Annotated in this window: 25 protein-coding genes; 20 read left to right on the top strand and 5 right to left on the bottom strand. The window is 56.0% G+C overall.

The features are described from left to right. Window positions 1–34: 34 nt before the first annotated feature. Window positions 35–1,147, bottom strand: a complete 1,113-nt coding sequence (locus ACWHRL_RS14420) for a branched-chain amino acid aminotransferase (RefSeq protein WP_447894210.1) — start codon at window positions 1,145–1,147, stop codon at window positions 35–37. Window positions 1,148–1,283: 136 nt separating this feature from the next. Next, complete coding sequence (locus tag ACWHRL_RS14415; protein WP_447894209.1) at window positions 1,284–2,804, bottom strand: leucyl aminopeptidase; 1,521 nt, start codon at window positions 2,802–2,804, stop codon at window positions 1,284–1,286. A 121-nt stretch (window positions 2,805–2,925) separates the two neighbouring features. On the opposite strand from ACWHRL_RS14415, the gene lptF reads away from it, so the two are divergent. The 4 genes from lptF (at window position 2,926) to bfr (ending at window position 6,176) form a co-directional block, all read left to right on the top strand. Beyond that, window positions 2,926–4,005: an LPS export ABC transporter permease LptF gene (gene lptF, locus ACWHRL_RS14410; RefSeq protein ID WP_447529782.1), complete on the top strand. Its 1,080-nt coding sequence runs from the start codon at window positions 2,926–2,928 to the stop codon at window positions 4,003–4,005. A 14-nt stretch (window positions 4,006–4,019) separates the two neighbouring features. Then, window positions 4,020–5,084, top strand: coding sequence for an LPS export ABC transporter permease LptG (gene lptG / locus ACWHRL_RS14405; protein WP_447896184.1), 1,065 nt, complete (start codon window positions 4,020–4,022; stop codon window positions 5,082–5,084). 210 nt (window positions 5,085–5,294) lie between these two features. After that, a complete protein-coding gene (locus ACWHRL_RS14400) occupies window positions 5,295–5,501 on the top strand; it encodes a bacterioferritin-associated ferredoxin (protein WP_447529780.1) in 207 nt (68 codons plus the stop codon). A 189-nt stretch (window positions 5,502–5,690) separates the two neighbouring features. Continuing rightward, window positions 5,691–6,176: a bacterioferritin gene (gene bfr / locus ACWHRL_RS14395; protein ID WP_447529779.1), complete on the top strand. Its 486-nt coding sequence runs from the start codon at window positions 5,691–5,693 to the stop codon at window positions 6,174–6,176. A 60-nt stretch (window positions 6,177–6,236) separates the two neighbouring features. On the opposite strand, the gene ACWHRL_RS14390 is transcribed toward bfr, so the two are convergent. From ACWHRL_RS14390 to sodC, 3 genes are all read right to left on the bottom strand, one after another. Further along, window positions 6,237–7,073 carry a manganese catalase family protein gene (locus tag ACWHRL_RS14390; protein ID WP_447894208.1) on the bottom strand — a complete coding sequence of 279 codons (837 nt, stop codon included), beginning with the start codon at window positions 7,071–7,073 and terminating at the stop codon, window positions 6,237–6,239. A 562-nt stretch (window positions 7,074–7,635) separates the two neighbouring features. Then, window positions 7,636–9,102: a carbon starvation CstA family protein gene (locus ACWHRL_RS14385; protein WP_447894207.1), complete on the bottom strand. Its 1,467-nt coding sequence runs from the start codon at window positions 9,100–9,102 to the stop codon at window positions 7,636–7,638. Window positions 9,103–9,309: 207 nt separating this feature from the next. After that, complete coding sequence (gene sodC / locus ACWHRL_RS14380; RefSeq protein WP_447894206.1) at window positions 9,310–9,858, bottom strand: superoxide dismutase [Cu-Zn] SodC; 549 nt, start codon at window positions 9,856–9,858, stop codon at window positions 9,310–9,312. A gap of 162 nt (window positions 9,859–10,020) precedes the next feature. On the opposite strand from sodC, the gene ACWHRL_RS14375 reads away from it, so the two are divergent. The 16 genes from ACWHRL_RS14375 to ACWHRL_RS14300 all read left to right on the top strand — a co-directional run bounded on the left by ACWHRL_RS14375 (window position 10,021) and on the right by ACWHRL_RS14300 (window position 26,757). Then, on the top strand, window positions 10,021–10,797 hold the full coding sequence (locus ACWHRL_RS14375; protein WP_447894205.1) for a pseudouridine synthase: 777 nt from the start codon (window positions 10,021–10,023) through the stop codon (window positions 10,795–10,797). Between the two features lie 41 nt (window positions 10,798–10,838). Then, a complete protein-coding gene (gene tcdA, locus ACWHRL_RS14370; RefSeq protein WP_447894204.1) occupies window positions 10,839–11,663 on the top strand; it encodes a tRNA cyclic N6-threonylcarbamoyladenosine(37) synthase TcdA in 825 nt (274 codons plus the stop codon). Further along, on the top strand, window positions 11,660–11,878 hold the full coding sequence (locus ACWHRL_RS14365) for a DUF1653 domain-containing protein (protein ID WP_447894203.1): 219 nt from the start codon (window positions 11,660–11,662) through the stop codon (window positions 11,876–11,878). The genes tcdA and ACWHRL_RS14365 overlap by 4 nt, the downstream gene beginning before the upstream one ends. A 142-nt stretch (window positions 11,879–12,020) precedes the next feature. Further along, entirely contained in the window at window positions 12,021–14,102 is a 2,082-nt protein-coding gene (locus tag ACWHRL_RS14360; RefSeq protein WP_447894202.1) for a type VI secretion system Vgr family protein, read from the top strand. A 2-nt stretch (window positions 14,103–14,104) separates the two neighbouring features. Continuing rightward, entirely contained in the window at window positions 14,105–15,037 is a 933-nt protein-coding gene (locus ACWHRL_RS14355) for a DUF4123 domain-containing protein (protein WP_447894201.1), read from the top strand. After that, entirely contained in the window at window positions 15,024–18,509 is a 3,486-nt protein-coding gene (locus ACWHRL_RS14350; protein ID WP_447894200.1) for a toxin VasX, read from the top strand. The genes ACWHRL_RS14355 and ACWHRL_RS14350 overlap by 14 nt, the downstream gene beginning before the upstream one ends. A 12-nt stretch (window positions 18,510–18,521) precedes the next feature. Next, entirely contained in the window at window positions 18,522–19,655 is a 1,134-nt protein-coding gene (locus ACWHRL_RS14345; RefSeq protein ID WP_447894199.1) for a hypothetical protein, read from the top strand. A gap of 75 nt (window positions 19,656–19,730) precedes the next feature. Further along, the gene (locus ACWHRL_RS14340; protein WP_447894198.1) at window positions 19,731–20,132 is read left to right on the top strand and encodes a hypothetical protein; all 402 of its coding nucleotides are present in this window, start codon (window positions 19,731–19,733) and stop codon (window positions 20,130–20,132) included. 246 nt (window positions 20,133–20,378) lie between these two features. Continuing rightward, the gene (locus ACWHRL_RS14335) at window positions 20,379–20,549 is read left to right on the top strand and encodes a hypothetical protein (protein WP_447894197.1); all 171 of its coding nucleotides are present in this window, start codon (window positions 20,379–20,381) and stop codon (window positions 20,547–20,549) included. A gap of 15 nt (window positions 20,550–20,564) precedes the next feature. Continuing rightward, a complete protein-coding gene (locus ACWHRL_RS14330; RefSeq protein ID WP_447894196.1) occupies window positions 20,565–20,744 on the top strand; it encodes a hypothetical protein in 180 nt (59 codons plus the stop codon). A gap of 72 nt (window positions 20,745–20,816) precedes the next feature. Further along, complete coding sequence (locus ACWHRL_RS14325) at window positions 20,817–22,178, top strand: hypothetical protein (protein ID WP_447894195.1); 1,362 nt, start codon at window positions 20,817–20,819, stop codon at window positions 22,176–22,178. A gap of 29 nt (window positions 22,179–22,207) precedes the next feature. Further along, window positions 22,208–23,320 carry a hypothetical protein gene (locus ACWHRL_RS14320; protein WP_447894194.1) on the top strand — a complete coding sequence of 371 codons (1,113 nt, stop codon included), beginning with the start codon at window positions 22,208–22,210 and terminating at the stop codon, window positions 23,318–23,320. A 7-nt stretch (window positions 23,321–23,327) separates the two neighbouring features. After that, a complete protein-coding gene (locus tag ACWHRL_RS14315; RefSeq protein WP_447894193.1) occupies window positions 23,328–23,681 on the top strand; it encodes a hypothetical protein in 354 nt (117 codons plus the stop codon). A 180-nt stretch (window positions 23,682–23,861) separates the two neighbouring features. After that, complete coding sequence (locus ACWHRL_RS14310) at window positions 23,862–24,593, top strand: hypothetical protein (protein ID WP_447894192.1); 732 nt, start codon at window positions 23,862–23,864, stop codon at window positions 24,591–24,593. 333 nt (window positions 24,594–24,926) lie between these two features. Beyond that, window positions 24,927–25,769, top strand: a complete 843-nt coding sequence (locus tag ACWHRL_RS14305) for a hypothetical protein (protein WP_447894191.1) — start codon at window positions 24,927–24,929, stop codon at window positions 25,767–25,769. Then, a complete protein-coding gene (locus ACWHRL_RS14300; protein WP_447894190.1) occupies window positions 25,762–26,757 on the top strand; it encodes a hypothetical protein in 996 nt (331 codons plus the stop codon). Before ACWHRL_RS14305 ends, ACWHRL_RS14300 begins: the two co-directional genes overlap by 8 nt. Window positions 26,758–26,784 lie beyond the last annotated feature (27 nt).

The raw sequence follows: 26,784 nt of genomic DNA, 5'->3' as shown, positions 1-26,784 counted from the left end.
AGGTCGCCGCCGCACGAGGCGGCGGCGGGAGGGGTTACACCAGCTGGGTCAGCCAACCGTGGGTGTCGTCGCTGCGCCCGTACTGAATGTCGAGGAGGGTTTTGCGAATGCGCATGGCCACTTCATTGCCACCGTCGCCGTTCAGGCGAATCCGCTCGTGCTCGGTGACCAGCTCGCCCACCGGGGTAATCACCGCGGCGGTGCCGCAGGCGAAGACCTCGGTGATCTCACCGGACTCGGCACCTTCGCGCCATTCGTCGATGCTGATCGGGCGCTCTTCCGGGGTCAGGCCCATGTCTTTGGCAAGCGTGAGTACCGAGTTGCGCGTCACGCCTTCGAGAATCGTATCGGTCAGGCGCGGGGTGACCAGGCGGCCATCCTTGAACACGAAGAACAGGTTCATGCCCCCGAGCTCTTCGATCCACTTGTTCTCCGCCGCGTCCAAAAACGCGACCTGGCCGCAGCCGTGGCCTTCGGCCTCTTTCTGCGCGGCGAGTGAAGCCGCGTAGTTGCCGCCACACTTGGCAAAGCCGGTGCCGCCAGCGGCGGCGCGCTTGTAGGTGGACGAAAGCCAGATCGAGACCGGGTTCACGCCGCCTTTGAAGTAGGAGGCCGCGGGGGAGGCGATCACGTAGTAGTCCACTTCGTGGGCCGGGCGAACGCCGAGGAAGGCCTCTGAGGCGATCATGAACGGGCGCAGGTACAAGCTGCACTCGTCGGCATCGCTTTGCGGGGTGGGCACCCAGGTGTGGTCCTGGGCCAGCAAGGCTTTGATCGAGCCCAAAAAGTCCTCATCGGAAAGCTCGGGGAGTGCCAGGCGGCGGGCGCTACGGCGCAGGCGCTCGGCGTTTTTCTCCGGGCGGAAGGTCCAGACCGAGCCGTCCGCGTGGCGGTAGGCCTTGATGCCCTCGAAGATTTCCTGGCCGTAGTGCAGCACCGCGGCGGCCGGGTCCAGGGTCAGCGGCCCGTAGGGGCGCACCTGGTGGCCGTGCCAATCGGCGTCGACCGTCCAACGCACGTGCGCCATGTGGTCGGTGAAGTGTTTGCCAAAGCCTGGGTTTGCCAGCACGCTTTCGCGAAGGTTGTCCGGCGTTGCCTGATTGGAGGGCAGAATTTCAAAACGAGTTGCTGAACTTGCAGTGGGCACGGCGTATCGTCTCCGCAAAGCACCCCCGCGGGGGTAAGCATCAAAAATGGGGAAGGCGCCCGGTCGGCTGGGCGCCTTGATGTTTCAGGTTTAACGGTTGTGGCGGTGAAAGGCAACCGTTACGCGCCATAAGCGCTTATTTTGTCTCGGTATCGACCTGGGCGTCGGTTTCGCGGTCCAGCAAATACTGGGTCAAAAGCCCCACCGGGCGGCCGGTAGCGCCTTTTTGCTTACCCGAGTGCCAGGCCGTGCCGGCGATGTCCAGGTGCGCCCAGGGGAAATGATCGGCAAAGCGTGACAGAAAGCACGCCGCAGTGATCGTACCCGCAGGGCGCCCGCCGATATTGGCAAGATCCGCGAAGTTGGAGTCCAGCTGCTCTTGGTATTCGTCCCAAAGCGGCAGCTGCCAGGTACGATCCCAGGCGGTTTCACCGGCTTCCAGTACGTCGAGGGCCAGGTCGTCGTCGTTGGACAAAAGCCCGGTGGCGTGGTGGCCAAGGCCGACGATGACTGCACCGGTAAGCGTGGCGATATCGATGACGCTTGCTGGGGTGAAGCGCTCGGCGTAGGTGAGCGCATCGCACAGTACCAGCCGGCCCTCGGCGTCGGTGTTGAGTACTTCGACGGTCAAACCCTTGAGGGTCTTGATGATGTCACCAGGCTTGGTCGCTGCGCCGTCGGGCATGTTCTCGGCGGCGGCCACGATGAACACCGCGTTGAGCCTGGGTTTGATCTCGAGCACCGCCTTGACCGTGCCGAACACGCCGGCCGCGCCGCCCATGTCGAACTTCATCTCGTCCATGCCGTCGCCGGGCTTGAGCGAGATACCGCCGGTATCGAAGGTGATACCCTTGCCGATCAGTACGTGGGGGGCTTCATCCGGGTCGTCGGCGCCCTGGTACTTCATGACGATCAGCCGTGAAGGCTCGACGCTGCCGCGCCCGACCGATAAAAGCGAGCCCGCGCCCAGCGCTTCGAGCGCCTCTTCGTCCAGAATTTCCACGGCGAGGGCGCCGCGCGACTCCTTACCCAGCTTTTGTGCCTGTTCGGCCAGGTAGCGCGGGGTGCAAACGTTGCCGGGCAGGTTGGCCAACGTACGCGTAAAATTGACGCCCTGGCCGATCGCACAGCCGATTTTGGCGCCGTACTGGGCGTTTTGCACCTCGCTGCTTTCACTGACGATCAGGTGCAGTTTGGCAAGCGTAGGCGTGGGGGGCGGAGCGGATTTGAACTGGTCGAAACGGTAGAGCGCGCGCTCGGCAGCCTCCAGGGTCTTGCGCGCCTTCCAGGCGGTGTCGCGCCCTTCCAGCAAAATATCGGTGAAGGCGGTGCTGGCTTCGTCGATGGGCAGTTTCACCACCGCGGTCATGGCGGCCTCCATCGCCTTGATAACGGCCGCTTCCTGGCACTTTTCGCGCTCGCCAAGGCCGACCAGCAGAAGCCGCTGCGCGCCAAGCCCGGGGGCGAAGGGGATCAGCTGAACGTTGCCCAAGGCTGCGTCGAAATCGCCGCGCTCGAGTAGTTGACCGATCAGCCGCTCGCTCGCGTCGTCCAATTTCGCCACCGCGGGCAGCAACTCGCTATCTTTATAGACGGGCAGAACAAGGCACGCCGTTTCGGATTTGGCGGGATTGGCCGTCTGAACGGAAAATTCCATGACGTCTCCAACAAGACAAGCATCAAGTGATTCGCGATAATACCGCGATCGTACGTTGTATTAGTGTACCCAAGCCATGAACGCATTGCATGGTCACCTGCAGGCTTAGCCGGAGAGCGCGTTGATTTTATTTCGGTACTTGACTCGTGAAGTGTTACTCACCATGTCGGCGGTGGCCGGCATTTTGTTGCTGGTCATCATGGGTAGCCGCTTCATTCGCTACTTCGCCGATGCCGCCGAGGGCGATTTTCCCGTCACCATTCTGGGCAGTTTGATGTTTTATCACCTGCCCGGGTTCATGGAGCTGATTCTGCCGCTGGCATTTTTTCTCGGCATTCTGCTCGCCTACGGCCAGCTCTATATGAATAGCGAAATCACCGTGATGGTCGCCTGCGGCATGAGCCCCACGCGCCTTTTGCGGGTAACGCTGCTGCCGGCCTCGGTCGTGGCCGTGCTGGTAGGGCTTTGCAGCCTGTGGCTCACCCCGGCCGGGGCGCTTTTAACCGACGCCACCATCGAGGAGCAGCGCAGCCGTTTGGATGTCTCGGTGCTCGCCCCCGGGCGCTTTCAGTCCTTTGGCGGCGGGCGCACGGCGTATATCAGCGATTTCAATAGCGACGGCACCGAAATGCAGGAGGTGCTGGTGCACGAGCAGGCCAACCCGGATAGCGACAGCCCGCACAGCTACATCACCCGGGCGCGCGCGGGCCACCAGGAGACCCGAATGGAGACCGGCAGCCGCTTTCTGGTGCTGGAGGAGGGCGAACGCTACGGCGTCACCCCCGGGCGCCAGGCCGCCGAACGGCTGGTGTTCGATCGCTACACGCTGCGTTTGGGGCTCAGCCGTGAACGCCAGGAGCTCGATTCGCTGGAATACGCCACCACGGCGGATCTATGGCGCGAGCCCGGGCCGCGCGCCCAGGCGCAGTTTCAGTGGCGGGCCGGGCTTCCGCTGATGGTGTTCGTGCTGGCGCTGCTGGCCCAGCCGCTTTCCCAGGTCAACCCGCGCCAGGGGCGGTTCGCCAAGCTCTTGCCGGCGGTCTTTTTGTACGTCGCCTATTTAAGCCTGCTGTTGGCCGCCGTGGATGCCATCGGCAGCGGCACCCTCGCCACCACGGTGGGGGTGTGGCCGGTGCATGGGCTCTTTTTGGGGCTCGGGTGTCTGCTGATCTGGCGCTCGCAACGTAAAGGAATGCGCTAATGCTCAGTGTTTTAATGCCGGCGGATCGTTTGGACCGCTACATCGCCCGCAACATACTGGGCGCTATCGTCATCGTACAGATCGTGCTGCTGGGCCTGGATATAACCCTGGCCTACATTGGCGACCTGGGCGACACCCAGGGGAATTACTCGGCACTAGACGTGCTTTTGTATCTTGGCATGCGCCTGCCCTGGCGGTTTTATCAATACGCCCCGGTGGCGGTGCTGATCGGCGCACTGATCGGCCTGGGCACCATGGCCTCCAGCAACGAGCTGACCGTGATGCGCGCGGCCGGGCGCTCACTTGCGCGTATCGTCTGGGGGGTGATGAAGCCGGTGCTTTTGGTGGTAGCGGTGGTGCTGCTGGTGGCGGAGTTCGTCAGCCCCCGAACCGAGCAGTTCGCCGAAGCCTGGCGGCTGGAGCAGCGCCAGGGGGAAGGCACCATGCTCACAAGCCGCAGCGGCTGGCAGTTCGAGGGCGACAGCGTCTATCGTTTTGGCGCCATTCGCGCCGACAACGTGGTGCTCGATTTGACGCGCTACCGTTTCGAAGAGCGCCGCCTGGTCGAAGCGACCCGTGCTGAGCGCGCTTACTGGGAAGAGGGCGTGTGGCAGTTGGAGGCCGTGAACACCACGCGCATTTATGACGACCACACCGAGTCCGAGTACGTGCCCCAGGCGATGTGGGAAACCGCGCTAACCCCCACCCAGCTGGAGCGGCTTTTACGCGATATCGAAAGCCAGGCGCCCAGCGAGCTGTGGGCCTATGCTAACTTCCTGCAAAGCCAAGGGCTTAGCGCCGAGCAGCCCTTGCTCTACTTCTGGCAGAAGGTGCTGATGCCGCTGACCATGGCCTCGCTGGTCCTCATTGCCGCCTCGTTCGTTTTCGGGCCCCTGCGCACCGTAGCCGCCGGCACCCGGGTTTTCTACGGGGTCGTCACCGGGCTCGTTTTCAAGTACGTGCAGGATCTGCTGGCGCCGGCTTCCAGTATCTTTGGTTTCTCGCCGGTATGGGCGGTGCTGGTGCCTACGTTGGCGTGTGCCGTCGTCGGGGGCTACTTCCTGCACCGAAACGGCTAACCGCTTAAAAGATGTGAAAAGCCGGGTACCCAAAAGTGGCCCGGCTTTTTTGTGCGATTTTTTCAATCCTTGGCCTGAGCGCTAACGTACTGTATTGGTTTTATAAAACGCGAGGTAACTAAAAACGCTTAACAAAAGCGACTGATTTTTACTTGATAAGATGTATGCGAATCATTTACATTCGGTTTATGCATTTTATGAGGTGATGTCATGTACGTGTGCATGTGCAAGGGTGTGACCGACCATCAAATCCGTCAGCAGGTGAGCGACGGCGCGCGTAGCTTTCGCGACGTGCGCGAAGCCACCGGCTGCGCGACCCAGTGTGGCAAGTGTGCCTGCCTTGCCAAATCCATTACCCGTGAAGCGATTTACGACGAGCGCCAGCAAGCCGATATGGGTCTCGCTTACGCCGTATGACGCGAATCACTATTGTTTAAGTTACTTTTAGCAAATAACTGATTTGTTTGAATTTTTAGCTTGCTCCTTTATACTCTCAGTCATCCGGGAGTATGCCTTGTGGGCCGCTGCTCCTTTAATGACGTAACTGCTTGATTGTCCGAAAAACCTTTTACGACAAAAAGAGCGCACGCACAAAGAAGGTGATATATGAAAGGCGATCCCAAGGTTATTCAACATCTCAATATCGCACTGGGTAACGAACTCGTTGCGATCAACCAGTACTTTTTGCACGCCAAAATGTACAAGGACTGGGGCCTAAAGGCGCTGGCCAAGTGGGAATACGACGAATCCATCGAAGAGATGCAGCACGCTGACAAGATCATCGAGCGCATCCTGTTTTTGGAAGGGCTGCCCAACCTGCAGGACCTGGGCAAGCTGCATATCGGTGAAAACGTCAAGGAAATGCTCGAGTGCGATCTCAAGATCGAACACGACGGCCGTAACGACTACATCGAAGCCATCACCTACTGCGAAAGCGTGAAAGACTACGTGACCCGCGACATGCTGCGCGATTTGCTGGCCGATGAAGAAGAGCACATCGACCACATCGAAACCGAGCTCAGCCTGATCGATAAAGTCGGTGTCCAGAATTACATGCTGCGCCAGATGCAAATGGCCGGCGAAAACGAATAAGCCTTCGTTTAGCCCAAAAAAACCCCGAACCAGGTTCGGGGTTTTTTTATGGACGACCCTTTATTTGGACGGGTCGACCTGCTCGGTTTGCGCCCCAGAGTTGGGTTTGGCGCCCCCCAGGCTTGGCTCTTGACCCAGCGGCTCCGGCGTATTCTTGATCGAGTACTGGCTGCGCCCGTCAAGCGAAGGTCCTTCGCCCCAGCGGCCTTTCGGTGCGTCTTTATCCAGCAAGGTGTTCAGGTAGTAGTAGGAGTGCTCGGTCGCCTCATGCTCTTCCGGCGTCGAGTTGGGAATCGGTAACTGCGCTTCCATTCCACCCAGCTCCTCGATGATGGCCAGCCACTGCTGCTGGTGATAGGTATCCCGGGCGATCAAAAACGACAGGAAGTCCTTCATGCCGTGATCGTCGGTCCAGTTATAAAGACGCGTGGCCAGAACGCGCCCGCCGGATTCCGCCGCCACGTTGGCCATCATGTCCGCGCCGATATTGCCGGTGGCGTACACGTGGCTCATATCAAAAGGCACGCCGTTGGCGTTGACCGGCATGGCAGAAAGGCCCGATGACAGCAGGTGGCGCGGGTTTGCACCGCCCAGGATGGCGTTCATCACCGGGTCCTTGGCGGTTTCTTCCTGATAGGAAACCGGCGCGCCTTCCAGATTGAGCGCAACGGCATGGCCCAGCATCTCGATGTGCGATAGTTCTTCGGTGGCGGTCGACATTAGTATGTCACGAATACGGTCATCGCCGCGGGCGCCCATCGCCTGGAAGAAATACTGCATGGCCACGCGAATTTCGCCCTCGATACCACCAATCGCCTGTTGCAGTAGCATGGCGAACTGGGGGTTGGGCTTGTCGACCTTGACCGGGTACTGAAGTTTGGATGAATGATGAAACATGATTACTCTCCTTAGTCGTTTGCCAAGGGGTTCCTTGGTCATTACTCCGGCAACGCTTTGTTCAGTAAAAAATTGTTCAATAAAAATGAACGTTTACTATTGAACAACGAGTGTGGAGTAATTGGCTTTTACGTTTCGTCAAAATGTAGTGCTTCCTGCCTTTCACAGCCTGGCACATAAGAAGAGATATTCGAGTATTAATCGCTATTATTGTTTGAGTAGTTGGTTTTTAATTTAAATCAAATATTTATAATTTTTATAGTTTGATTTATGTTATGCGTTTAGGTGTCTTTAAGTAATGTTAGTTGGTTTCAATATTGTCTATAACTATCAATGCGCTGCTCTTTTAGTCTAAATTAAGTTGGCTGTTTTTATGTTAATAAGTTAATACAGGTTAATTACTTTTGATGCTTTAGACGATGTCGTGAAGTCTGGCTTGGCGATGAGAGCACGACACTAAAAGTACTTTTAAAAAGTATTCTTTAAAAGTGCTTTAAAAAAACCGCCCGGCGGTATTAACCGTCGAGCGGGCTGGAGCTGGATCTCAAGCTGGGAGAGGAGGTTAGCGGTTCTGTGCTGCGAAGGCGTCAGATCCTTCGAACGCCGCGACCGGCTCGTCCACGGAGAAGGTCGCCCGGCTCAGGCGGCGTACGCGCTTCATGAACAGCGCGATGCACACCAGCGTGCCAAGTGCGGCCACTACGTAGCTCATCTGCAGCGGAAGGCCGAACCCGATCGGCGCGAAGGCCAGGTAGGTAAAGGTCGCCATGGTCATGAAGACCGCAGGAATCGCCGTGATCAGGTAGGGCTTGCGTGACAACACCAGATACATGGTGCCCACCCACAGGGCGATCACCGCGGTGGTCTGGTTGGCCCAGGAGAAGTAGCGCCATAGCAGCGTGAAGTCCATGTGGGTTAGCGCGTAGGAGATCACGAACAGCGGCAGGGCGATCATGATGCGCTTGGCGATCGGTTTCTGGGCGATTTTCAGGTAGTCGGCAATGATCATGCGCGCACTGCGAAACGCGGTGTCACCGGAGGTGATCGGTAGCACGATAACGCCCAGAATGGCCAGCGTACCGCCCACGGCGCCCAGCATCGTGGTCGAGACTTCGCTCACCACGGCGGCAGGGCCACCGGCGGCGAGTACGTCAGACAGCGTCTGGTCGCCGTAGAATAGGCTCATGGCGGCGGCGGCCCAGATCATCGCAATCACGCCTTCGGTAATCATCATGCCGTAGAAGATACGCCGCCCGTTGGATTCGTTCTCCGTGGTGCGCGAGATGATCGGCGTTTGCGTGGCGTGAAAGCCGGAAAGCGCGCCGCAGGAGATCGTCAAAAACAGCAGCGGGAAGATCGGCGCGCCTTCCGGGTGCATGTTGGCAAACGAAAGCTCCGGAATCGGCGCCCCGGTCACGATCAAACCAATGCCAATACCCGCGGCGCTAAAGAGCAACAGCGCGCCAAAGTAAGGGTATACCCGGCCAATGACCTTATCGATCGGCAACAGCGTGGCGATCAGGTAGTAGGCAAAAATCGCAAGCGTAATGCCCACCAGCGAAAGCGAGGTCATGTTCGCCAAAAGCGTCGCGGGGGAGGTCACGAATACCGTGCCCACCAGTAACAGCAGCAACAGCGCGAAGCCGTTGACCACGTGTTTCATCGCCTTGCCCAAAAACTTGCCCGCCAGTTGCGGCAGGTGGGCGCCGTGGTTACGAATCGAGATCATGCCGGTCAGGTAGTCGTGCACCGCACCGGCAAAAATGCAGCCGATCACGATCCACACAAAAGCCACGGGGCCGTAAAGCGCGCCCAGAATCGGCCCGAAAATAGGTCCCACACCCGCAATGTTAAGAAGCTGAATGAGTGAGTTACGCGTGGTGTTCATCGGCACGTAGTCGATGTTGTCGCGCATGCTAAAAGCCGGTGTTGGACGCTTTCGGTCGGCGACGAACACGCGGTCAACGAACTTGCCGTAGGTAAAGTACCCTACTATTAGCAGCAGTATCGAGGCGATGAAGGTGATCATTGGGGGCACCCGGTGGTGGTCGGTGGCAAGGGGGAACGGGCGGGGCAGCAGGCGTTAGGCACGGCTGGCCTGCCCAAGCCTGCGAATGTATCTGTTCGCGGCGGGATTCGCTCTACGACTTTAGTTTCCCTTGCCGGGCCACGGGGCTTTATAACGCAAAACGGGCAGCCATGGGCTGCCCGTTTTCGATTCACACGAGTGCGGGGATCAGGACGCGGGGGTAACGCCACACAGCATGCGGGCACCACCGCCGCCCAGATGCGGCTCGTCTTCGTAGGTGTCGCCACCTTCATGAATGATCAAGGCGCGGTCGGTCATGTCGTCCATGCTTAAGCGCGGCGCGAGTACCGGAAGGTTCGCTTCGCCGTCTTCGTTCACCGTGAGGACCGGAAGGTCGCCCAGGTGGCCTTCGCCGTAGGGGCCCTGGTGGGTGTCGGTTTCTTCCGGGTCATAGTGACCACCGGCTGCCTGGGCGGCGGTCATCTCGCCGTCGTCATCCTCGGCGGGTTCGCAGCTCGGGTTCTGGTGCAGGTGGAAGCCGTAAATGCCGGGCTCCAGGTCGGTAATGGAGGGCGTCAGCAGCACGCCGCCGAACTCCGAGCTTTCTTCGATAGTCACGGTGCCCAGCGCTTCTTCTACGCCGTCGGCGGTGACTTCGTGCATGTTCACTTCCAGCGAATCGCTGGTTTGGGCATGGGCAGCGCCTGCTAGTAGAAGGGCCGCTGCAATACCGGTAAGAGGGGTTGCTAAACGCATGTGGTTTCTCCTTTCCTGTTCCATGGAAGCCCCGAAGGGTGCCTTTACAAGGTAGCTGCTTGGCGCCGGTGGCGCCAACGTGGCCGGGGGTTATTATCCTGGCCGGGTGACAACCGCCGGCGAAGCCGCGACAATAGCGCCACTTTTTTTGCGGGGAAGGCCATGGCGGCGTTACGCATTCTTTATCAGGACGAGCACCTGGTGGCGCTGCACAAGCCCGCCGGGCTTTTGGTGCACCGCTCCAAACTCGCCCGGGGAGAAACCACCTTCTTGTTGCAAATGCTGCGCGACCAGCTGGGCCAGCGGGTCTATCCGGTTCACCGGCTGGACCGGCCGACCTCCGGGGTGATGGTCATGGCGCTCTCTTCCGAGGCCGCGAGCAAGCTAAGCCAGGCGTTCAACGAGCGCGTGGTGGAAAAACGCTACCTGGCGGTGGTGCGCGGCAAGGCCCCGGACGCCGAGACCCTCGACTACCCGCTGCGCGAAGAGGACGGCACCCGCCCCAAGGCGGAAATGCCCGCCCTGGCCGCGCGTACCGATATCACACGGCTGGACAGCGTGGAACTGCCGGTGCAGGTCGACCGCTACCCGGTGGCGCGCTACTCGCTGGTCGAGGCGCGCCCGCTGACCGGGCGGCGCCATCAAATACGCCGCCACCTTTCCCGCCGCGGTTACCCCATCATTGGCGATGCCAAACACGGTAAAAGCGTACACAATCGCTTTTTCGCCGAGCAGCTTGGCGCCCCGCGGCTATTGCTGGCGGCCAGCCACCTGGCGTTCGACCACCCGTTTCAGTCGGCCCGCTTGAGCGTAAGCGGCGCGTTGGACCCGGTGATGACCGCGCTTTTCGAGCAGTTGGGTTGGGCCGGGCACCTGCCGCTGGATGGCGTCCGTCTTGAGGCGCTAACACCGGATACCGACGCGACCCCGGCACGTTAACCCAACATTCGCGCTAACCGAACATTGATAGAGAGTTTGCCATGTCGACCGACTACGACTTCCGCTTTGGCGGCATTCGCCGCCTTTACGGCCAGCGCGCAGCCAATGCCTTTCGCCACGCCCACGTGGTGGTGGTCGGCGTGGGCGGGGTGGGCAGCTGGACGGTCGAGGCGCTGGCGCGCTCAGGAGTTGGCAAGCTCACGCTGATCGACCTGGACGACGTCTGCGTCTCCAACGTCAACCGCCAGCTTCACGCCCTCGAGGGTACCATCGGCCAGCCCAAGGTCGCGGTGCTGGCCGAGCGCTGTCGCTTGATCAACCCCGACATCGACATCATCGCCGATACCGCGTTTGTGACCCCGACGAACCTGGCCAAGCGCATTCCTGATGATGCCGACCACGTGGTCGACGCCATTGACAGCGTGATCGCCAAGGCCGCGCTGATCGCCTGGTGCAAGCGGCGCAAGCTTCCCATCACCGTAACCGGCGCGGCCGGCGGGCAAACCGACCCCACGCGCATTCAGGTAGCGGATCTCACCCGCACCGAACACGACCCGCTGCTTTCGAAAGTGCGCTCGCGCCTGCGCCGGGACTACAACTTCTCGCGCAACCCCAAGCGGCGTTTCTCGGTCGAGTGCGTCTACTCCGACGAGCAGCTGGTCTACCCAAGCGCGGACGGCGAAGTGTGCCTACAAAAGCCCGGCAGCGGTGACGCCACCCGGCTGGACTGCGCCTCCGGCTTTGGCGCCGCCACCTTCGTCACCGGCACCTTTGGCTTCGTGGCGGCTTCCAAAGTGCTGGAGCGCTTGGCGAAAAAAGCCCACCTGAGCGATGTCACCCCCGTTACTGAAAAGGAAAGCGAATGACCGCCCCCGTTCCCGGCATTTACCGCCACTATAAAGGCGCACTTTACGAGGTGCTTGGCACCGCCCGGCATAGCGAAAGCGAAGAAGAGCTGGTCGTTTATCGCGCGCTGTACGGTGAGTACGGCCTCTGGGTGCGTCCGCTCGAGATGTTCAATGAGCACGTCTTCATCGAAGGACGCGACCAGCCGCGCTTCGCTCTGGATACGCCTTTTTAGTCAAGTTTACTTCGATTATGTAAGCGATTTCTTACATTTGTGTAAGTGATTCGCTCCTTGTAGCGGATACGTTTGCGCTTGTCGCCCAGGTCGTTATTCTCGTCATTCTCTAGTGACGGGTTAAGAGGCAAGGAGCAGCGTAATGGCAAAAGGAAAAGGGCTTCAATTCACTCTCACGCTTGCGGGCGTGGATGACGTCGCGGTCATCGACTTCACCCACCGCGAGGCGCTCTCCGAGCCCTTCGAGCTGACCCTGAACGTCGCCAGCCGCGAAGGCGACCTGGAGGCTTCCGAGCTTCTTGACCGCGAAGCCACGCTGACCGTCTGGCAGGACGGCGAGCCGCTGCGCCGGGTCCACGGCATCATCAGCGAGTTCGGCCGGGGTGATCGCGGCCATCGGCGCACCTTCTACTCGCTAACGCTGCGTCCGGCGCTCTGGCGCACCTCGCTGCGCCAGAACTCGCGCATTTTCCAAAAGGTCGATCCGCTCACCATCATCAACACCTTGCTGGACGAGCGCGGCATCACGGACGTGGCCTTCGCCGTCAGCCGTGAACCCCTCGAGCGGGAATACTGCGTGCAGTACCGCGAGACGGATCTCACCTTCATCGAGCGCCTCGCCGCCGAGGAGGGCCTGTTCTATTTCCACGAGTTCGAGGACAGCGAAGGCGGCGCCCACCGGCTGGTGTTCTCCGACGACCCCCAGGTACTCACCAACCTGGGCGAGCGCACCTACCACAGCCGCGCCGGCGGCACGCCCCCCACCCGCCACGTGCGCAAGCTGAGCCACACCGCCCGGGTTGCTGCCGCCAGCGCCCAGCTCAAGGACTACAGCTTCAAGAACCCGGCCTACGCCCAGCTTCACGATCACATGGGCGATGACGTCGCCGAGCACGGCCAGCAGACCGACTACGAACACTTTGACTACCCCGGCCGCTACAAGGAAGACGCCTCCGGCAAGCCCTTCACCCGCATCCGCCTGGAGCACCTGCGTCGCAACGCCACCACGGCCAGCGCCCAAAGCGATTTGCCCGAGTTCGCCCCCGGCGCGCGCTTCACGCTTGTTGATCACGACACCGAGAGCCTCAACCGGGACTGGCAGGTGGTCGCGGTGCACCACGCCGGCGAGCAGCCCCAGGCGCTGGAAGAGGACAGCATCAGCGCCAGCGACACCGGCGGCATGACCCGCTACGTCAACCAGGTCACGCTGATGCCCGGCGACGCCGCCTGGCGCGCCACCCCCAATCCCAAGCCAAGCGTCGACGGTCCCCAGGTGGCCTTCGTGGTCGGCCCGGAAGGCGAAGAGATTCACTGCGACGCGCACGGCCGGGTCAAGGTCCAGTTCCCCTGGGACCGCTACGCCGAGCCGGATGACACCGCCAGCTGCTGGGTGCGCGTCTCCCAGGGCTGGGCCGGCGGCGGCTACGGCAGCATTGCACTGCCGCGCATCGGCCACGAGGTGATCGTCTCGTTTCTGGAAGGCGACCCGGACCAGCCGCTGGTGACCGGAAGGACCTACCACGCGGTCAACCAGCCCCCCTACGATTTACCGGCGAACAAGACCCGCACGGTGCTGCGCACACAAAGCCACAAGGCCGAAGGCTTCAACGAGCTGCGCTTCGAGGATGAAGCGGGGGAAGAGCAGATCTGGGTCCACGCCCAGAAGGACCTGGAGCTTTTAACGCTCAACGACCGGACCGAGGAGATCGAAAACGACAGCTTCCTGAACGTTAAAAACGACCGCATCAGCGAGGTCGATCACGATGATCATCACACGGTGCACGGCGACCGCTTCGAACATGGCGAAGGCGATCAGCACCTCACCGTGCAGGGCAGCCTGCACCTCAACGCCGGCCAGGCCTGGCTGAGTGAAAGCGGCCGCGAACTCCACATCAAGGCCGGTCACAAGGTCGTGCTGGAAGCGGGCAGCGAGATCACCCTCAACGCGGGCGGCAGCTTCATCAAGCTGGATGGCGGTGGCATTACCATCGTCGGGCCGACCGTGAAGGTGAATGCGGGGGGCAGCCCGGGTAATGGGACCGGGCAGGCGGCGCAGCCCCCCAAATTACCGCCTGTATTGGACGGAAAGGATCATGATCGGGTGGAGGCAGATGGCCAATCGCCACTGCTGGATATGAATATTAAACCTGCCACGCAATACGCTGCGCTGTTACAGGAAAGCGCGTTATGCCCACTGTGTTCTGCTGATAAAGAGGCGAAGTAGTCATGGTGCTCAATGATCAACCTGCCCAATTGCTCGGCAATATCGACTGGCCATGGCCGCGCAATCGACATGTTTTTCTACTGATGGATGGCGTCAGAGTTAAAAAAATCGGAAAGCAGCTATATACATGGTCAGAAGGGAATTTAAATGCAGAGATGCTTTATGCAGGCACGCCTTTGTCAGATTTGAATGACATCTCGCCATGGTTAATTCAGCTATCGGGCCCGCAGGATATGGTGTTGAAGCATTTTCTTGCTCAAGGAACGTTGGCTGAGGGGGGATATATAATCGAAAGTGATGCCTCTCTTGCTGACCTAGCCAAGCATTACCGCCTCCTTTCGGTCGTGTTGGACCCATTGGAAATTCCCATGTTGCTAAGAGTGGCCGATCCTGCGGTGGCCGCCGCCGTGCTGCCCGATAGAAGCTCATCAGATGTGGCGCCCTGGGGGCCCATAGAAAAGCTCCACCTTCCGGATACAGTCAAGGGGGCATGGCTGTCTCATGCACCTCAACCCACGGCCTCGGCACCGCTAACGATTAAGCCGAGTGGTTATCAACTGAACGAGGAGCAGCATCAGCGGTTGCAGACCTGCAATAGGCGGCGCGACATTCGCTACCTGATGTCATTCGTGAAGCAGCACCATGGCGACTGGCCATGGGCGGACTCAGACATCGCGCGTTTTCGGCTGCTCGCCTCATTAGTCGAAAAGGCCCGCCATCACGGCTTTAACTCACCTAAAGAGTGGGCGCTGGTGTGTACCCTAATGAGCCGCTTGAACATTAACTCCTGGCAAGCGTTGGAGCAGCATGCGGTTTATCCCGTATTAACCGATAACCATCATTCAGCCCCGCAGCGACTGAAGCAAGCCCTCGCCACCATATCACCCAACACTGCCACTGCAGCGATAGAGGAAGCTAACGATGTCCGCGTTTGAACGCCCTTCAGATGATCGCGATAATGCCGAATTTGCTGCTAACGAACTCTCCTCACGCGATAGCGAAGAAGCCGCCACGTGCCCGCTCTTTATCGGCAAGATTCGGCTGGTTCCGCTGCGCTACGGCATCGTAGAAGAGCTAGAGCCCGAATTAAGTATGCCTTACTCGCTGACAGCGCGCCCGTTAGGGGTGCGCCTGCTGCGCAATGGCTTTCTGTATGTGCTGGATGGTGAAAGCAACGAGCTGCATGAATACGAGTATCGCGATCAAGGGAATACCTTAAAAGGGCACAATGACGGCAAACTCGAATACGAGACCGATCGCACGCTTTACGTCTGCTTTTCGGAGGTCCAGTGGACGAGCGCAAAACGCGCCCAGGTGCAGGAAAGCGAAGAGGATCGCGATGCCTTCATGCAGGCGATCAACCTTGGCAGCGCCAACCCCGTGACAGGTGGCGGCAAGGATCTGATTACCACCGCTCAAGCCGAAGAATGGGTGGCCGAGTTCGCGGAAGACGCCGAACTAGAGATGCCCGAAGGTGGGCACGAGCAAGAAGGTGAAGCCTATCACTGGGAGAATGATCACTATTACCACAAAACCCGCTTGGGTAAACTGCTCGCGCAACATGAAGTAGAAGATCGTGACGAATGCCTTTGCTTAATTGCGCGCGACGATATTGGGGTGATGCGTGACCTGGCACAGTTCCAAGATAAAGTCGTAGGTTGGATAGAACAGTGGGCCACCGAAAATGAGGGACGTACCGAGCGGGATTACATGCTGGCTTGCTACATCGAGTCGCTCTCCCAGCTACAAGAAGCTTCGCTAGATGATATGCGCGCTGTATCGGAAGATCCTGCCGTACAGGCGATGCTGGATGAAGTAGAGGCAATGGAAGAACCTCGGCAAAGTGAAGTGCGTCAAGACCTATTAGACTTCCTTAATCAGGACAGCAATACCGGAAGCTTGCCACAACCTACCGATTCGGACTTGCCTGATGATCTGAAAGATCGTTTGTACGAAATACGTCTTGAAGCGAACCGTGCCAATTACCAAGCAATCAATGAGCGATTACATGAAGAAGTGCGACGGTACTATGTGGAAGAGAGCTTTAGTGAAAGCCTTGGAAGAGACTTTGTAGATCGTCATCGTGAGGCACTGCACTCGATGAAGCAGGAGCACAACGAGAGGCTCAAGGCTCTGCTAAAAGGCAGTAAAATCGGGCAACGAGGCATTAACGATCTGATTGAACGGGATCGCATGGATGCCTTCCTCGCTGAGCAGCGTCCCCGGCTACAGCGCTGGAATGCCCTGCTTGATAATATCTCTAATGATCGCACTGATATGCTATGTAGTACACGGTTCCATAACGCGGCTTGGTATTATGATGCACAAGATGAGGGGCAAATCCTCGAAGGCTTTAAAGCCCAGTATGGTTGCTTGAAAGATATCTGCCGCAATGAAGATGTGACGGAACGGGTGGCTGCTTGGTTGGAAGCATCGCCACATTATGATCGGCCACTATTCCATACATTAACGCTTGCTAATCAGAATGACTATCTCGGTCAGTACTCAAGCATCACTAGCGCTGGCTACGGCACTTTACTTAAGCTAGATGAATTACGCAGTGAGTTAACAGCACTTGAGTCAGGGCAGTTGCCAGCAGTTGATACTCTACCGGAGAACACGCAAGTTATTGCCGATAGCGCCCACCAGACACTGGCGCCCGCTGTATCACGAGGAATCGCCCAGGTTATGGAGGAGTTCTATCAGAGCATCGACCGTAATTCGATGCCTGACATTGAAGAGCTATTCCGGCGCTTGCCCAAGGTTCTGCCAGCAAGAATTTTGGATGCCGCTCAGCGTACAGGGGCCACTTTTGTGGTGTCTTCTCCTGAAGAATTGGTGGCTTTCCGACGTACTATGCAGCATGTATTGGCTCTACATGAGGAGCTTGACACTCTTCGCAGACGCCGTGATCGGGTCAAGGAAACTGCTGGGCACCGCTCTCCTGAGGCTAAACGTCTACGTGCTGACTTCGTGCGTCTTCGTCATGAGCTTCAAACGGAGCCTGGGCGCGACCTTGCTCGCGCCATTAATCCTGTAGAAGAGCTTCCCGAAAACAGCATTCGTATTGTGAAAGCTAGCCCTGGGCGTATTGGCCTGACATTACTATTGCCTGCGGCTCAGCAGGCTGAAGTTGGTGGTTTGGTCCGCAATCTGCGGGAGGGGGTTGCGGCAACACCTAAAATAAATCTGGCCGGGGACGGGCTGGGTCTCTTAGTGTTTGCGGCTCAATTTTCAGTGCTATGCAATGCTACAAAAATATTCCTAGAAAATTATCGTAATGGAGAAGAAAGTGATTGGAATCCAGTTTTAAAAAGTTTGGTTACTACAGGTAGTGCTGGTTTACTTGCTGCACAAGGGATTATAGATACGACGCTTAGCGCCAGAACTAAGGTCCTTACAAGAGCATTAGATATCACTGGAGCACAAAGTATTAGTGCTTCTCTTGGGAAGTTGCATGTTTTCTTGGGGATTTTTACATATGCTTTTGGTGTTTATGCTTCTTTCGAAAGTGTTTCTAGCCGCCATACTGCATGGCAGGAAGCCATACGTAGTGGTAACCACAACGCCCAAAGTGCTGCTATAACGAGTATGGTTGGGGCAGGTGGTATGTTGGGTGCCAATGCTTATGGGCTGTCTAACACTTTAAGAACAGGGTTTTCGGCAGTATTTCGAGGTACAGGGTGGGCCGCTGCGGGAGCACGTCTGGGAACAGTATTTTGGCGCTTTAATCTCGCTGGGGGGGTGTTTAGCATATTGGAACTAGGCGGTAGCTGGCTTGCTAATTATTATAGTATTAGCCGACATGACGAGTGGCTGCTCTCTACCCCCTGGAGCCAAGATGCTTCTAAAGCCAGTGATGATCCATTTGAAGCGTATCAATCACAGTTACAGGAGATTGCTAAAGCGCCAAAAATTAGTGTCACTTTTGAAGAAGCTGACAGCTGGTGGCGACGGCAAGTTAGTAAGCCGGAGTCAGTTGATTTCAAGCTCTCTTTACCTATTAGCCTTAGAGACCTTGCGGCACCGTTTGGCGGAAGGGCGCCGATGCGCCTTTCCATCGGCGGTTACCAGGTACAGCCTGAAAATCGGGGGCGAGATTACCAGCCTGAACGTTGGGTGACGGCTACCGACAAGATTGTAGAAAGCTTGGCGCTTGTTGATAAGGCGCCACTTGAGTTTTCTCTTCCGCAGCCCGAACCACTGAGCTCGATATCACCGCGCCCTACCCATAATGTTTTTGCCATTCGGCTGGAAGTGCTGGACAGTAGTGGTCAGTATCAGGCTAACGATTACCATATTTACGTGTCACCCTCAGGCGGCAGTGGTGAGTACACGCCATCCGATGTTGCTATTCGTGGTGAGAAAGCCCCTTGGCAACACATTGACCCCCTTCTTTTTACTTGATAAGGCACCCCTATGTCGGCCAAGCAAAACCCAACGCCACGTCCTGATATCCTCCAGCCCCACCAGGCTGGAGATATCGAGTCTTTCCCCGGTGGCAATGTAAGCTATTTGTCACCGACTCCCTTACCTACGGGAACAACCCCTTTGGATTTCAACCAAGCTATTGGGGAAGTAAACGATGCCTACCTAGACTTCGGGGGAAGCCTCCCTACTCCTTTTACTTGGCAATTTACGCTAGGAGGCCCCTTTATTAGTTTTTTAATGTTGGTTTTTCTTATCCCAGTGCTTGGGGGAGGGCTAATGTGGTTTATTGGAAAAGATATCGAGCTTTTTTACGTAGGTATTGCCGGGCTTTTTAACGAAGTATTTGTTCAGGCTTCAGTAATCTGTTTCTTGATATTAATATTAGCCTTGTTCATTAAAGCTCATTATCACTATAAGTTCCGAGAAGCTGTCCCTACTCGCTTTCATCGCCAACGCCGCGAGGTCGCCTTCGCGCCGGGGGATGGCAAGCCACCCATCATTGTACCCTGGGAAAGCGTGGCGGCCTGGGTGACGCAGGCGCAGGGGGTAACGCAATACGGTGTGCAGCGTCAGTATGGCTTGGGGATAGGCTTTATCGAGCCTGAAACCGGACAACAGCACTTTCTTGAATTATCACAGCCGGGCATGCCCTTGGCGTTGGGGCTTTGGGAAGCCGTGCGGGCTTATATGGAATACGAGGTCAACACCCGCGAAGAGCTCCAAGACCCACAAGGACTGCATCGCCCCGGCGATCCGCCCTACGAGGGCGTGCACACCTTCCACAATGCCCGGCACCGATTGCACCGCCGCTACCGCGAGGGCGAAATAGGCCTGTTCACGGTCACCATGTGGTACCTGTGGCACATTATCGATTTGTGGACGATTCCTTTTTATCTTGCCGAATGGGAAATACGCGTTATCCAGAAAGCCGGCCAGAAGACGCTTCCAGCGAGTCTCTATGAATGGTCACAGGCACTGCCCGAAGCGCAGTGGGTCAAACCGAGCGATGAGCTTGTGCGCCTCTCGGCAGAAGTCAAAAAGCGCCACACTCAGCAGCCGAACCGGCCTATTACAGCTATCTTTGCCGAGGTTTACGGGGAGGAAACGACACTCACAGCCTGAGGCAATGGAAGCTAACACCGCAATCAGCGCGTTCAATGATGTCACATCAATAAACCAGTAGTGGAGAGTAAAGAAGTGAGTGAAAAAGTAGTAAGTGATCAACAGGAAAAAGTCTTAATCGAAAATATTGATTTTAAGTGCCCCTCATGTGCTTCCTGCTTCAGTGAGGAATCGCAATGGATCACTAATCTTTTAGAATCCAAAACGACCACTTGCCCAAACTGTGGAAGCGAACTGCTGATTGGAGCAGAAGAAGAGGGCCTTCTGGCAGCTTTAATGAAGAAGAAAGAGCGATTCGGTAAAGCAATGTTCGTCTTTATGGTGCCCTACACTATAGGAGGGCTTATCGTCTCCCTTTATTTCGGCGGGCTCGGTTTTATGCTTTATATGCCGGTCGGACTGGTTATTTTCTCTCTGTTGAAGATGCTGTTTGATAATCAACCTGACCTGACGATTGGCTTGAATCAAGCCTCATGACAGATATGCCAACGCTGGAACTTTGTGCCGCTACCACAAGATCCTGGTGGCCAGGTTTCACACTGCCAGGGGCAGGTATCATCGTCAGTGGGGCGGCCTGCGTGGCGCAATGGCCCAGTGCGAGCGCACCAACGACCCTGCCCGCTGGCGTTGTTTCCGGTGCAAGCGGCTGTGGGAGCACGCCCGCTTTGCTCACTGGTACACTGAATACCCCGCGCGCTCCCCAAAAAAGCCTGGGAAGAGCGCGTGTCGGCCCCTTTCTATGAGTTTGATGCCTACCTCGCGAGTTCGCCGGATACCCAGGGCAGTTCGACCTATTCACTGCAGCTTTTCCACCCCGGGACGGGCGTTCGCCAGAAGCTGGATGCGCAATTTCCACCCGGCAATATGGGTGGCGAAATGATTGCCGCGTGGTAGTTTATCCAGCGCTATATGGATGTCTCCCAGCCTTTGCCGGATGTGCCTGCGCTGGAAATTCATCGACCCAACGACCCTAAAACGGTGGAAGTGGATGAGCGCAAGGGCCGCAACCCTCGCTACTGGCGGGATATGAGTGAAGCTGAGGTGAAGCAGATCCAGGAAGAGAAGTATCGCCGCAATATTCGCCGGTAGTAGGCCGCCATAAGGTGATGACGAGCTATCAATGGCTCAGGAAACCTTCTTCTCATTCTCAGGAGACCCTGATTGAAACAACATAAATCAACCAGCCCCGCGTCGCTGCGCGCGGGCCAGTGGGCACGACAAGGCGGCAGTGTGCAGTATTGCTTGAGCCCGCTACCCCTGCCCACCGGTAGTGAGCTTGCCCACGATGTAACGAAAGTCGATGTGTACCACGACGATGCCGTGATGGATCTCCGCCCAGGGTCCAACCCGGAAGCAACCATGATGGCTGGGACCTGTGTGACAGGTGGGGGCGTTTTTGTGATTTTCGTGTCTCTGTTCGGGTTATGGGTTGCTGCGATGAGGGAGGGGGGCTATATAACGATATTTTTATTTATATTTTTACTCTCGTATATAATTTTATTGGTGATGGGTAATTTTGCCATCCCTTTCATGAACACCGCTCTTAGAAGGACGCCGCCGGTACGCTTGAATCGCCACCGCCGAGAAGTGGCGTTTGTCGTGGCGCCCAGGGGGCGTTTTTGGATGCCAGCACCGGAAAATGTGGTGTGGTGGTCAGTGGTTTCGTTTCTTTCCGCCTTCAGCGTGGGCGTAGCCCTTTTTGAGATTCATGACTGGTTTTACGGCAGAACCGAGCACTTTCCTATCGGGTTTGTGCTAATCCATATAACGACAGTCGCGTTAATGTTCGTTTACCCTTTCATTTACGACACGGTATCGCGCTTTTGCAAACGCGAGCGTCGTACGGTCATCGTTCCCTGGGAAGACGTGGTGGCGCTGGCAGGGGTCAGCCAACACCTATCGCCCTATGGCATCTCCGGCGTTGGCTGGGAGTTCGAGCTATTGGCCCCTGACCCCGAGCGCCCGGGCTATGCGCTGCCCGGCGGCGGGATCTCGTGCGGGGTAGGCGGCTATCCGGGGGCGTTGGCGCAGTGGGAATATATACGTTGCTTTATGGAAGAAGGTCCCAGCTCCATCTCTGCCCGAAGTGACAAATCCTGGACGGAAAAATACAACGACGAGATGACGCAGGCCAAGGCGTATTTCGAGCGTACCAACGAGCCGAAAAAGTGGCGACGTTTTCGGCGCGGCAAACGGTGGGAGCTCGCCCGCTTTGCGCACTGGTATGCCGACTATCGCGAGCAGCATATTCTGCCCCAGGCGGTACCCAGGGGCTGGCTTGCTGAATGGTCCAAACCCCTGCCGCCCGAAGAGCGGGCGACCCCCTCGGCGTCTCAGGTCCAGCTCAGCACCATCGTACGCGCCGCCTACCGGGGTGGCGAAACGTTCAGCACGATGGGCGATATCGAAAAACGCTTTGGGATCACGTCTGAAGCGCCGCGGAAAACGTCTTATCCCACGTTCCCTTTCGGGCGCGAGGCAGGCGATATGAAGAGATTGGCTGGACCAGGACAGAACAAATAAAGACATGGCGGAAAATCAGGATATAAACAATGAGTTTAAAGGCACCGGAGCTGCCACAGCCAGATACTCATCAGCCTCATCAGCCAGGAGAGACCCAATCCCTCCCTGGGGGGCGTATTACCTATCTTTCCCCTAAACCGTTGCCCACTGGTCATCAGGCACTGGATTTAAATGGTTCGATTAGTAGCCTTAATGAGGTATGGCTGGACGTTGGCGGGGGGTATTCCGACGTTTTTGGCTGGCAACTGCTTACTGGGGTAACGTTTGGTTTTTTTCTCTTTTCAGCTCTGTTTGGGCCTAGTCTAGTTTGGTTGATGATGGCTGATGCCCCATTTGCTTTTATGTGGGGTACTTATAAATTTGGTTTTTGGGTAGGAGTCGCGGGGGGAGGGGCTGGCTTTCTGCTGATGTATCTAGGGCACTGCATTGCTCTTAACCGTTTGCGGCATACTCCTCCGGTACGTTTTCATCGCCAACGTCGGGAAGTTTGCTTTGTATTAGAAGGTACACGCAAAACGGTAATAGTGCCTTGGGAATCCCTGATGGCGTGGGTGGTAGAAGCCCGGGGCGTTACCCAGTACGGCGTTCAGCAGCAGTTCGGCATGGGATTTGGCTACGCGCACCCAGAGACAGGCCAATGGCTAAAGCTTGAATTTATGACCTTTGCAAAGCCTCTGGCCATCAGCCATTGGGAGGCGATCCGTGCCTATATGGAATACGAGGTTAATTCACTGGCTGATATACAAGACCCTAACGTTATCAGGGGCGAGAATGATCCCCCCTGGGAAGGCGTACACACCCTGCGCAATGCCCGCCGTCGTATTAACCAGCGCCGAGCTGAGGGCGAAATCGGCTGGTTGTATTGGAGCTGCTGGTATTTTATTGACATCATTCAGCTCTGGAACTTGCCGGGTTATTTGACCGAAAGAGAAAACAAACGGCTAATAAAAACGCGGCCCAATGTGCTGCCAACCAAAATGACACGGTGGTCACAACCTCTTGGCGAAGAACAGTGGGCCAAACCAAGCGATGAGTTGGTGAGATTGTCCAAAGAGGTCAAGCGTATTCGCGAGCAAGACCCGGCCTTGCCGATTGAAATGGTGTTCGCCGACGCTTATCGACGCCAGGGTATCACCGCATAAGTTCAATATGCTCAAGACGAATATTCGCTCTGCTGTGCCCCCCATGCGCGCAGGGGAGCGGGAAAGCCGCGCCGGGGGCGAGCAATACTGCTTAAGCCCCTTGCCGCTACCGGTGAATAGTAAATATGCCGTGGATGTGGCGCATATCGACGTGCGCCACGATGACGTCACCATGGATCTTCGCCAGGGGGAAAGCCCGGAAGGTTTGATAACGGCGGGGTATACATTGACATCTGGCTTCTTGTTCATGCTTTTTTCAGGGCTGCCGATGCTGACTATGATTCAAACGATGTACGAGTTTGGCAGGCCTGGATACCGGCCAGTGAGCAAGAAAAAAGTGGATCTTTTACTCTTATGGTAGAGTACACCGAAACGCTGCTCTCACTAGGCGAAGAGCGCTTACGTTTCACCTTTTATAAACTTGACGCTTCCACAATTAAAAAAGAGATCGAACCCAATGGCGAGGAAGCCCGGGGTATGAGCGTGCCTGCCCGCTTTATCCTGACGGTTCCCCTAATACCAGAAAATTAAGGATACTTATATGTGGTTTATTCAGCCCAAGCAGGACTTCATGGCTGAGATGCCCTGGAGGTATACGAATGAAGTGGCGGTAATGAGTTGGCAGATAAAAGCAAGAAACTACGATACTTCAACAGCTAACATAGAATTAATTGCAATGGTACTGGTTAGTCTTGGAATGGGTGGGGGGGCGGCTTATTTGTTTTCCCACCCTGAAGTTCCATTGTTAATTTCGCTATCTTTCTCAATGATCATGCCTTTAGTTTTCATACCACTTTCTCTAAGTATTACCCACTATACAACCATCTTTGTCTATCGTTTTACTGAAACGATAGTGGAAGTGCATTCATGGGAACCGCGGCAGGTATCGGGCAAGGCATTCCTGAAGTGGTCCGCGATTATTTTGCTACCTGTAGTGGGCGTACTGGCATTATTTGAGCCAGCCTTGATAATTGCAGGTATCGGTCCTTTGGGAATGGGGCTTATGGCTTTGCAAGCAGGGTCGCAACAGGCAAAGAATAGTTATAAAGAACCGACTGTATACGATTGGCGAGAAACCGATAAGATCTATCTTTATCCTGGGAGAGATATCATCGGTTTGAATATCCCCTGGTACAACCCTAATGAAAATAAAATGATCCCTAATGGAATTAATGAAATTTATTGCAAGGAGGGTGAGAGAGAATCTGTGTTGAAATTCTTTAAATCCAGGTTGCCGGGTGTTGATGTGGTAGAAGAGAAGTTTCATTTGTGATGATGCTGATTTGGCTGCCGATGCAATACGAACCTATCCTACCGGCCGTGCCGTTTTTTAAAACTACTTCATGGAGCCACTGCAGCATTTTGGAGAATGTGTTAGAAAAAGCAGGGCCAGCGCCGGTATTCGCCTAGACTCAATATGGCTACTGGCTAAAAATCTCCTTTCCTGCTTCTCTAGCAGGGGATACTGCTAGTATCTCGGAGATCGGCCGAGAGGGATTTTGGGCGCTTGGCGATAGATTCAGGTTAGTATGGTCAAACTAATATGATAACGTGATTTTTCCCCAAACTGGTTCGAGTGACTAGAGTGGTTTCCAAAGGAACTGGTGTGCTCGCCGCAGTAACAACGTTTCTGGAGGCAATTGAGCGTAATCAACGTGGCGATAATGATGCCGCCATCGCGTTTGGTTTTGCCGCGGTAGGCGCCGTACTTACTGTGCTTGCTTTTTCCAGCCCGGTGGGCTGGGTCGGGCTTGCTCTGCTGGTAGGTGGTGCCGTGATAGGCACTCTATTAACGGATGGCCCCTTTGTGCAGTGGCTCAAAAACGAGCCCTTTGGCATGCAGCGTGGGGCAGCGCCTTGGCTGCTGGAGCCTGAAGAGGCTTACTATCGGCTTCAAAGTTTGCTGGCCAATATTTCTATCACCGCACGTCGCCTTACCACACAAGAGCAAGCTGCTTTACGTGCTAATGTAGCTGTGACCCATAACAGACCCACTCCATCATCAATTTTAATGGGTGAACTTTGGCAGAGGCAGCTCCAAGCAAGTAGTGTCAACACTGTCATCGAGGTGCAAAGCGCCTTACCAGGCATGGGGAGTGAATTGCAGGATGTGGTAGTGATAGGCCTGTTCGAATCTCACGTGAGTGATGCGAATCTCGGGAGTAATACCCGCCCCTTAAATATTATTCCTGCGCTTACTCAGTTATCCGCTAATAAATTTAATTATTATATACATACTCCAGAGAATCATCTAAGTGGTCTTGCTTTTATACGTTATGGACTGGAAGTGAGTGTCCAGTTTCGTAAAAGCGTGCATGTGCCGTTTGAGGTTGACGAGTTCTACCCGGCCCCTGAACCATTGAATGAAATGCCGAGGGGTTTGGATAATGTATTTAATAGAGAGTCTCTGAATAAAGATTATTGGAAAACGGAGTCGATATATGTCTAATCCTATAGATGACCATGACGTATATACTGAAACTGCTTATATCCCCAAAAAACGCATAGAGTGGGAGCATGACAATACCGACCGTGAGAAAATAATAGGGACGCCTTGGAAATGGTATAAACGCACGCAGGATAATGCCCCCAGTGACGAGTATAACGGCGCTAGCGCTAAAGCATCGGAGAACTGGGTGAAGGAGAAAGCTCGGCGTTTCAAGAATGGTGATAACTTTTTTAAAGTAATGCGTGTTATCTATAATCATGAATCCATCATGCCACCAAATTTCAGTTTTATTTCACAAGTTTTTGTTGTGTGTATGGCTTTTGGTAAAGGAGGAGCGTTTTTTTTTCCTGCATCGTACTGTTTTTTTTTATTAGTGTTTTTTTTAAAATTTTTATTTGGGGGGTGGGGTTGGGATGATGTTTTAAATCAGATAATGGCCGTAGGTTTTATCTTCTTTTATACAACTTTAGCATCGCTAGTTGTTTGGAAAGGGGGCCGGCTTCTTGAGAAAAAATTCCCCCGATTTTTATACCATATGCGCAAGGCTCCTCTCTGGCAGCTTAATCGCCAAACGGGCCTATTTACGGTGTATAACCCCAAAAAAGCCTGGGAGGAGCGGGTGTCGGCACCTTTTTACGAGTTTGATGCCTATCTTGAAAGCGCGCCGGATACCCAAGGTAGCCCTACTTATTCGCTGATGCTCTACCACCCTGAAACGGGGCTTCGTCAGAAACTGGATGCTCAGTTTCCGCCTACCAATATGCCCGGTGAGTTGGTGGCCGCATGGCAGTTTATCCAACGCTATATGGATATTTCCCAGCCGCTACCAGATGTCCCCGCTCTGGAAATACACCGTCACAAAGACCCTACCACGGCAGCCGCTGACCAGCGCAAAGGTCGCAACCCGCGTTACTGGCGAGATATGAGCGAAGCCGAGGTAGAGAAAATTCAGGAAGATAAGTACCAGAAGAACATTCGTTTGCGCTAAGGCAATTGCGCACAATAGGGCAGACAC

This window comes from Vreelandella sp. GE22, from assembly GCF_968212445.1.
Note: the sequence above shows the minus strand (reverse complement) of the source record. Positions and strands in the feature narration are given on the sequence as shown.

Bases quoted from the DNA above. Each gene is read 5' to 3' on its own strand.
- ACWHRL_RS14415 (WP_447894209.1), bottom strand. From the start codon at position 2,804: ATGGAATTTTCCGTTCAGACGGCCAATCCCGCCAAATCCGAAACGGCG.
- lptG (WP_447896184.1), top strand. From the start codon at position 4,020: ATGCCGGCGGATCGTTTGGACCGCTACATCGCCCGCAACATACTGGGC.
- ACWHRL_RS14400 (WP_447529780.1), top strand. From the start codon at position 5,295: ATGTACGTGTGCATGTGCAAGGGTGTGACCGACCATCAAATCCGTCAG.
- bfr (WP_447529779.1), top strand. From the start codon at position 5,691: ATGAAAGGCGATCCCAAGGTTATTCAACATCTCAATATCGCACTGGGT.
- ACWHRL_RS14390 (WP_447894208.1), bottom strand. From the start codon at position 7,073: ATGTTTCATCATTCATCCAAACTTCAGTACCCGGTCAAGGTCGACAAG.
- ACWHRL_RS14385 (WP_447894207.1), bottom strand. From the start codon at position 9,102: ATGATCACCTTCATCGCCTCGATACTGCTGCTAATAGTAGGGTACTTT.
- sodC (WP_447894206.1), bottom strand. From the start codon at position 9,858: ATGCGTTTAGCAACCCCTCTTACCGGTATTGCAGCGGCCCTTCTACTA.
- ACWHRL_RS14375 (WP_447894205.1), top strand. From the start codon at position 10,021: ATGGCGGCGTTACGCATTCTTTATCAGGACGAGCACCTGGTGGCGCTG.
- tcdA (WP_447894204.1), top strand. From the start codon at position 10,839: ATGTCGACCGACTACGACTTCCGCTTTGGCGGCATTCGCCGCCTTTAC.
- ACWHRL_RS14365 (WP_447894203.1), top strand. From the start codon at position 11,660: ATGACCGCCCCCGTTCCCGGCATTTACCGCCACTATAAAGGCGCACTT.
- ACWHRL_RS14360 (WP_447894202.1), top strand. From the start codon at position 12,021: ATGGCAAAAGGAAAAGGGCTTCAATTCACTCTCACGCTTGCGGGCGTG.
- ACWHRL_RS14355 (WP_447894201.1), top strand. From the start codon at position 14,105: ATGGTGCTCAATGATCAACCTGCCCAATTGCTCGGCAATATCGACTGG.
- ACWHRL_RS14350 (WP_447894200.1), top strand. From the start codon at position 15,024: ATGTCCGCGTTTGAACGCCCTTCAGATGATCGCGATAATGCCGAATTT.
- ACWHRL_RS14345 (WP_447894199.1), top strand. From the start codon at position 18,522: ATGTCGGCCAAGCAAAACCCAACGCCACGTCCTGATATCCTCCAGCCC.
- ACWHRL_RS14330 (WP_447894196.1), top strand. From the start codon at position 20,565: ATGGATGTCTCCCAGCCTTTGCCGGATGTGCCTGCGCTGGAAATTCAT.
- ACWHRL_RS14320 (WP_447894194.1), top strand. From the start codon at position 22,208: ATGAGTTTAAAGGCACCGGAGCTGCCACAGCCAGATACTCATCAGCCT.
- ACWHRL_RS14315 (WP_447894193.1), top strand. From the start codon at position 23,328: ATGCTCAAGACGAATATTCGCTCTGCTGTGCCCCCCATGCGCGCAGGG.
- ACWHRL_RS14310 (WP_447894192.1), top strand. From the start codon at position 23,862: ATGTGGTTTATTCAGCCCAAGCAGGACTTCATGGCTGAGATGCCCTGG.
- ACWHRL_RS14300 (WP_447894190.1), top strand. From the start codon at position 25,762: ATGTCTAATCCTATAGATGACCATGACGTATATACTGAAACTGCTTAT.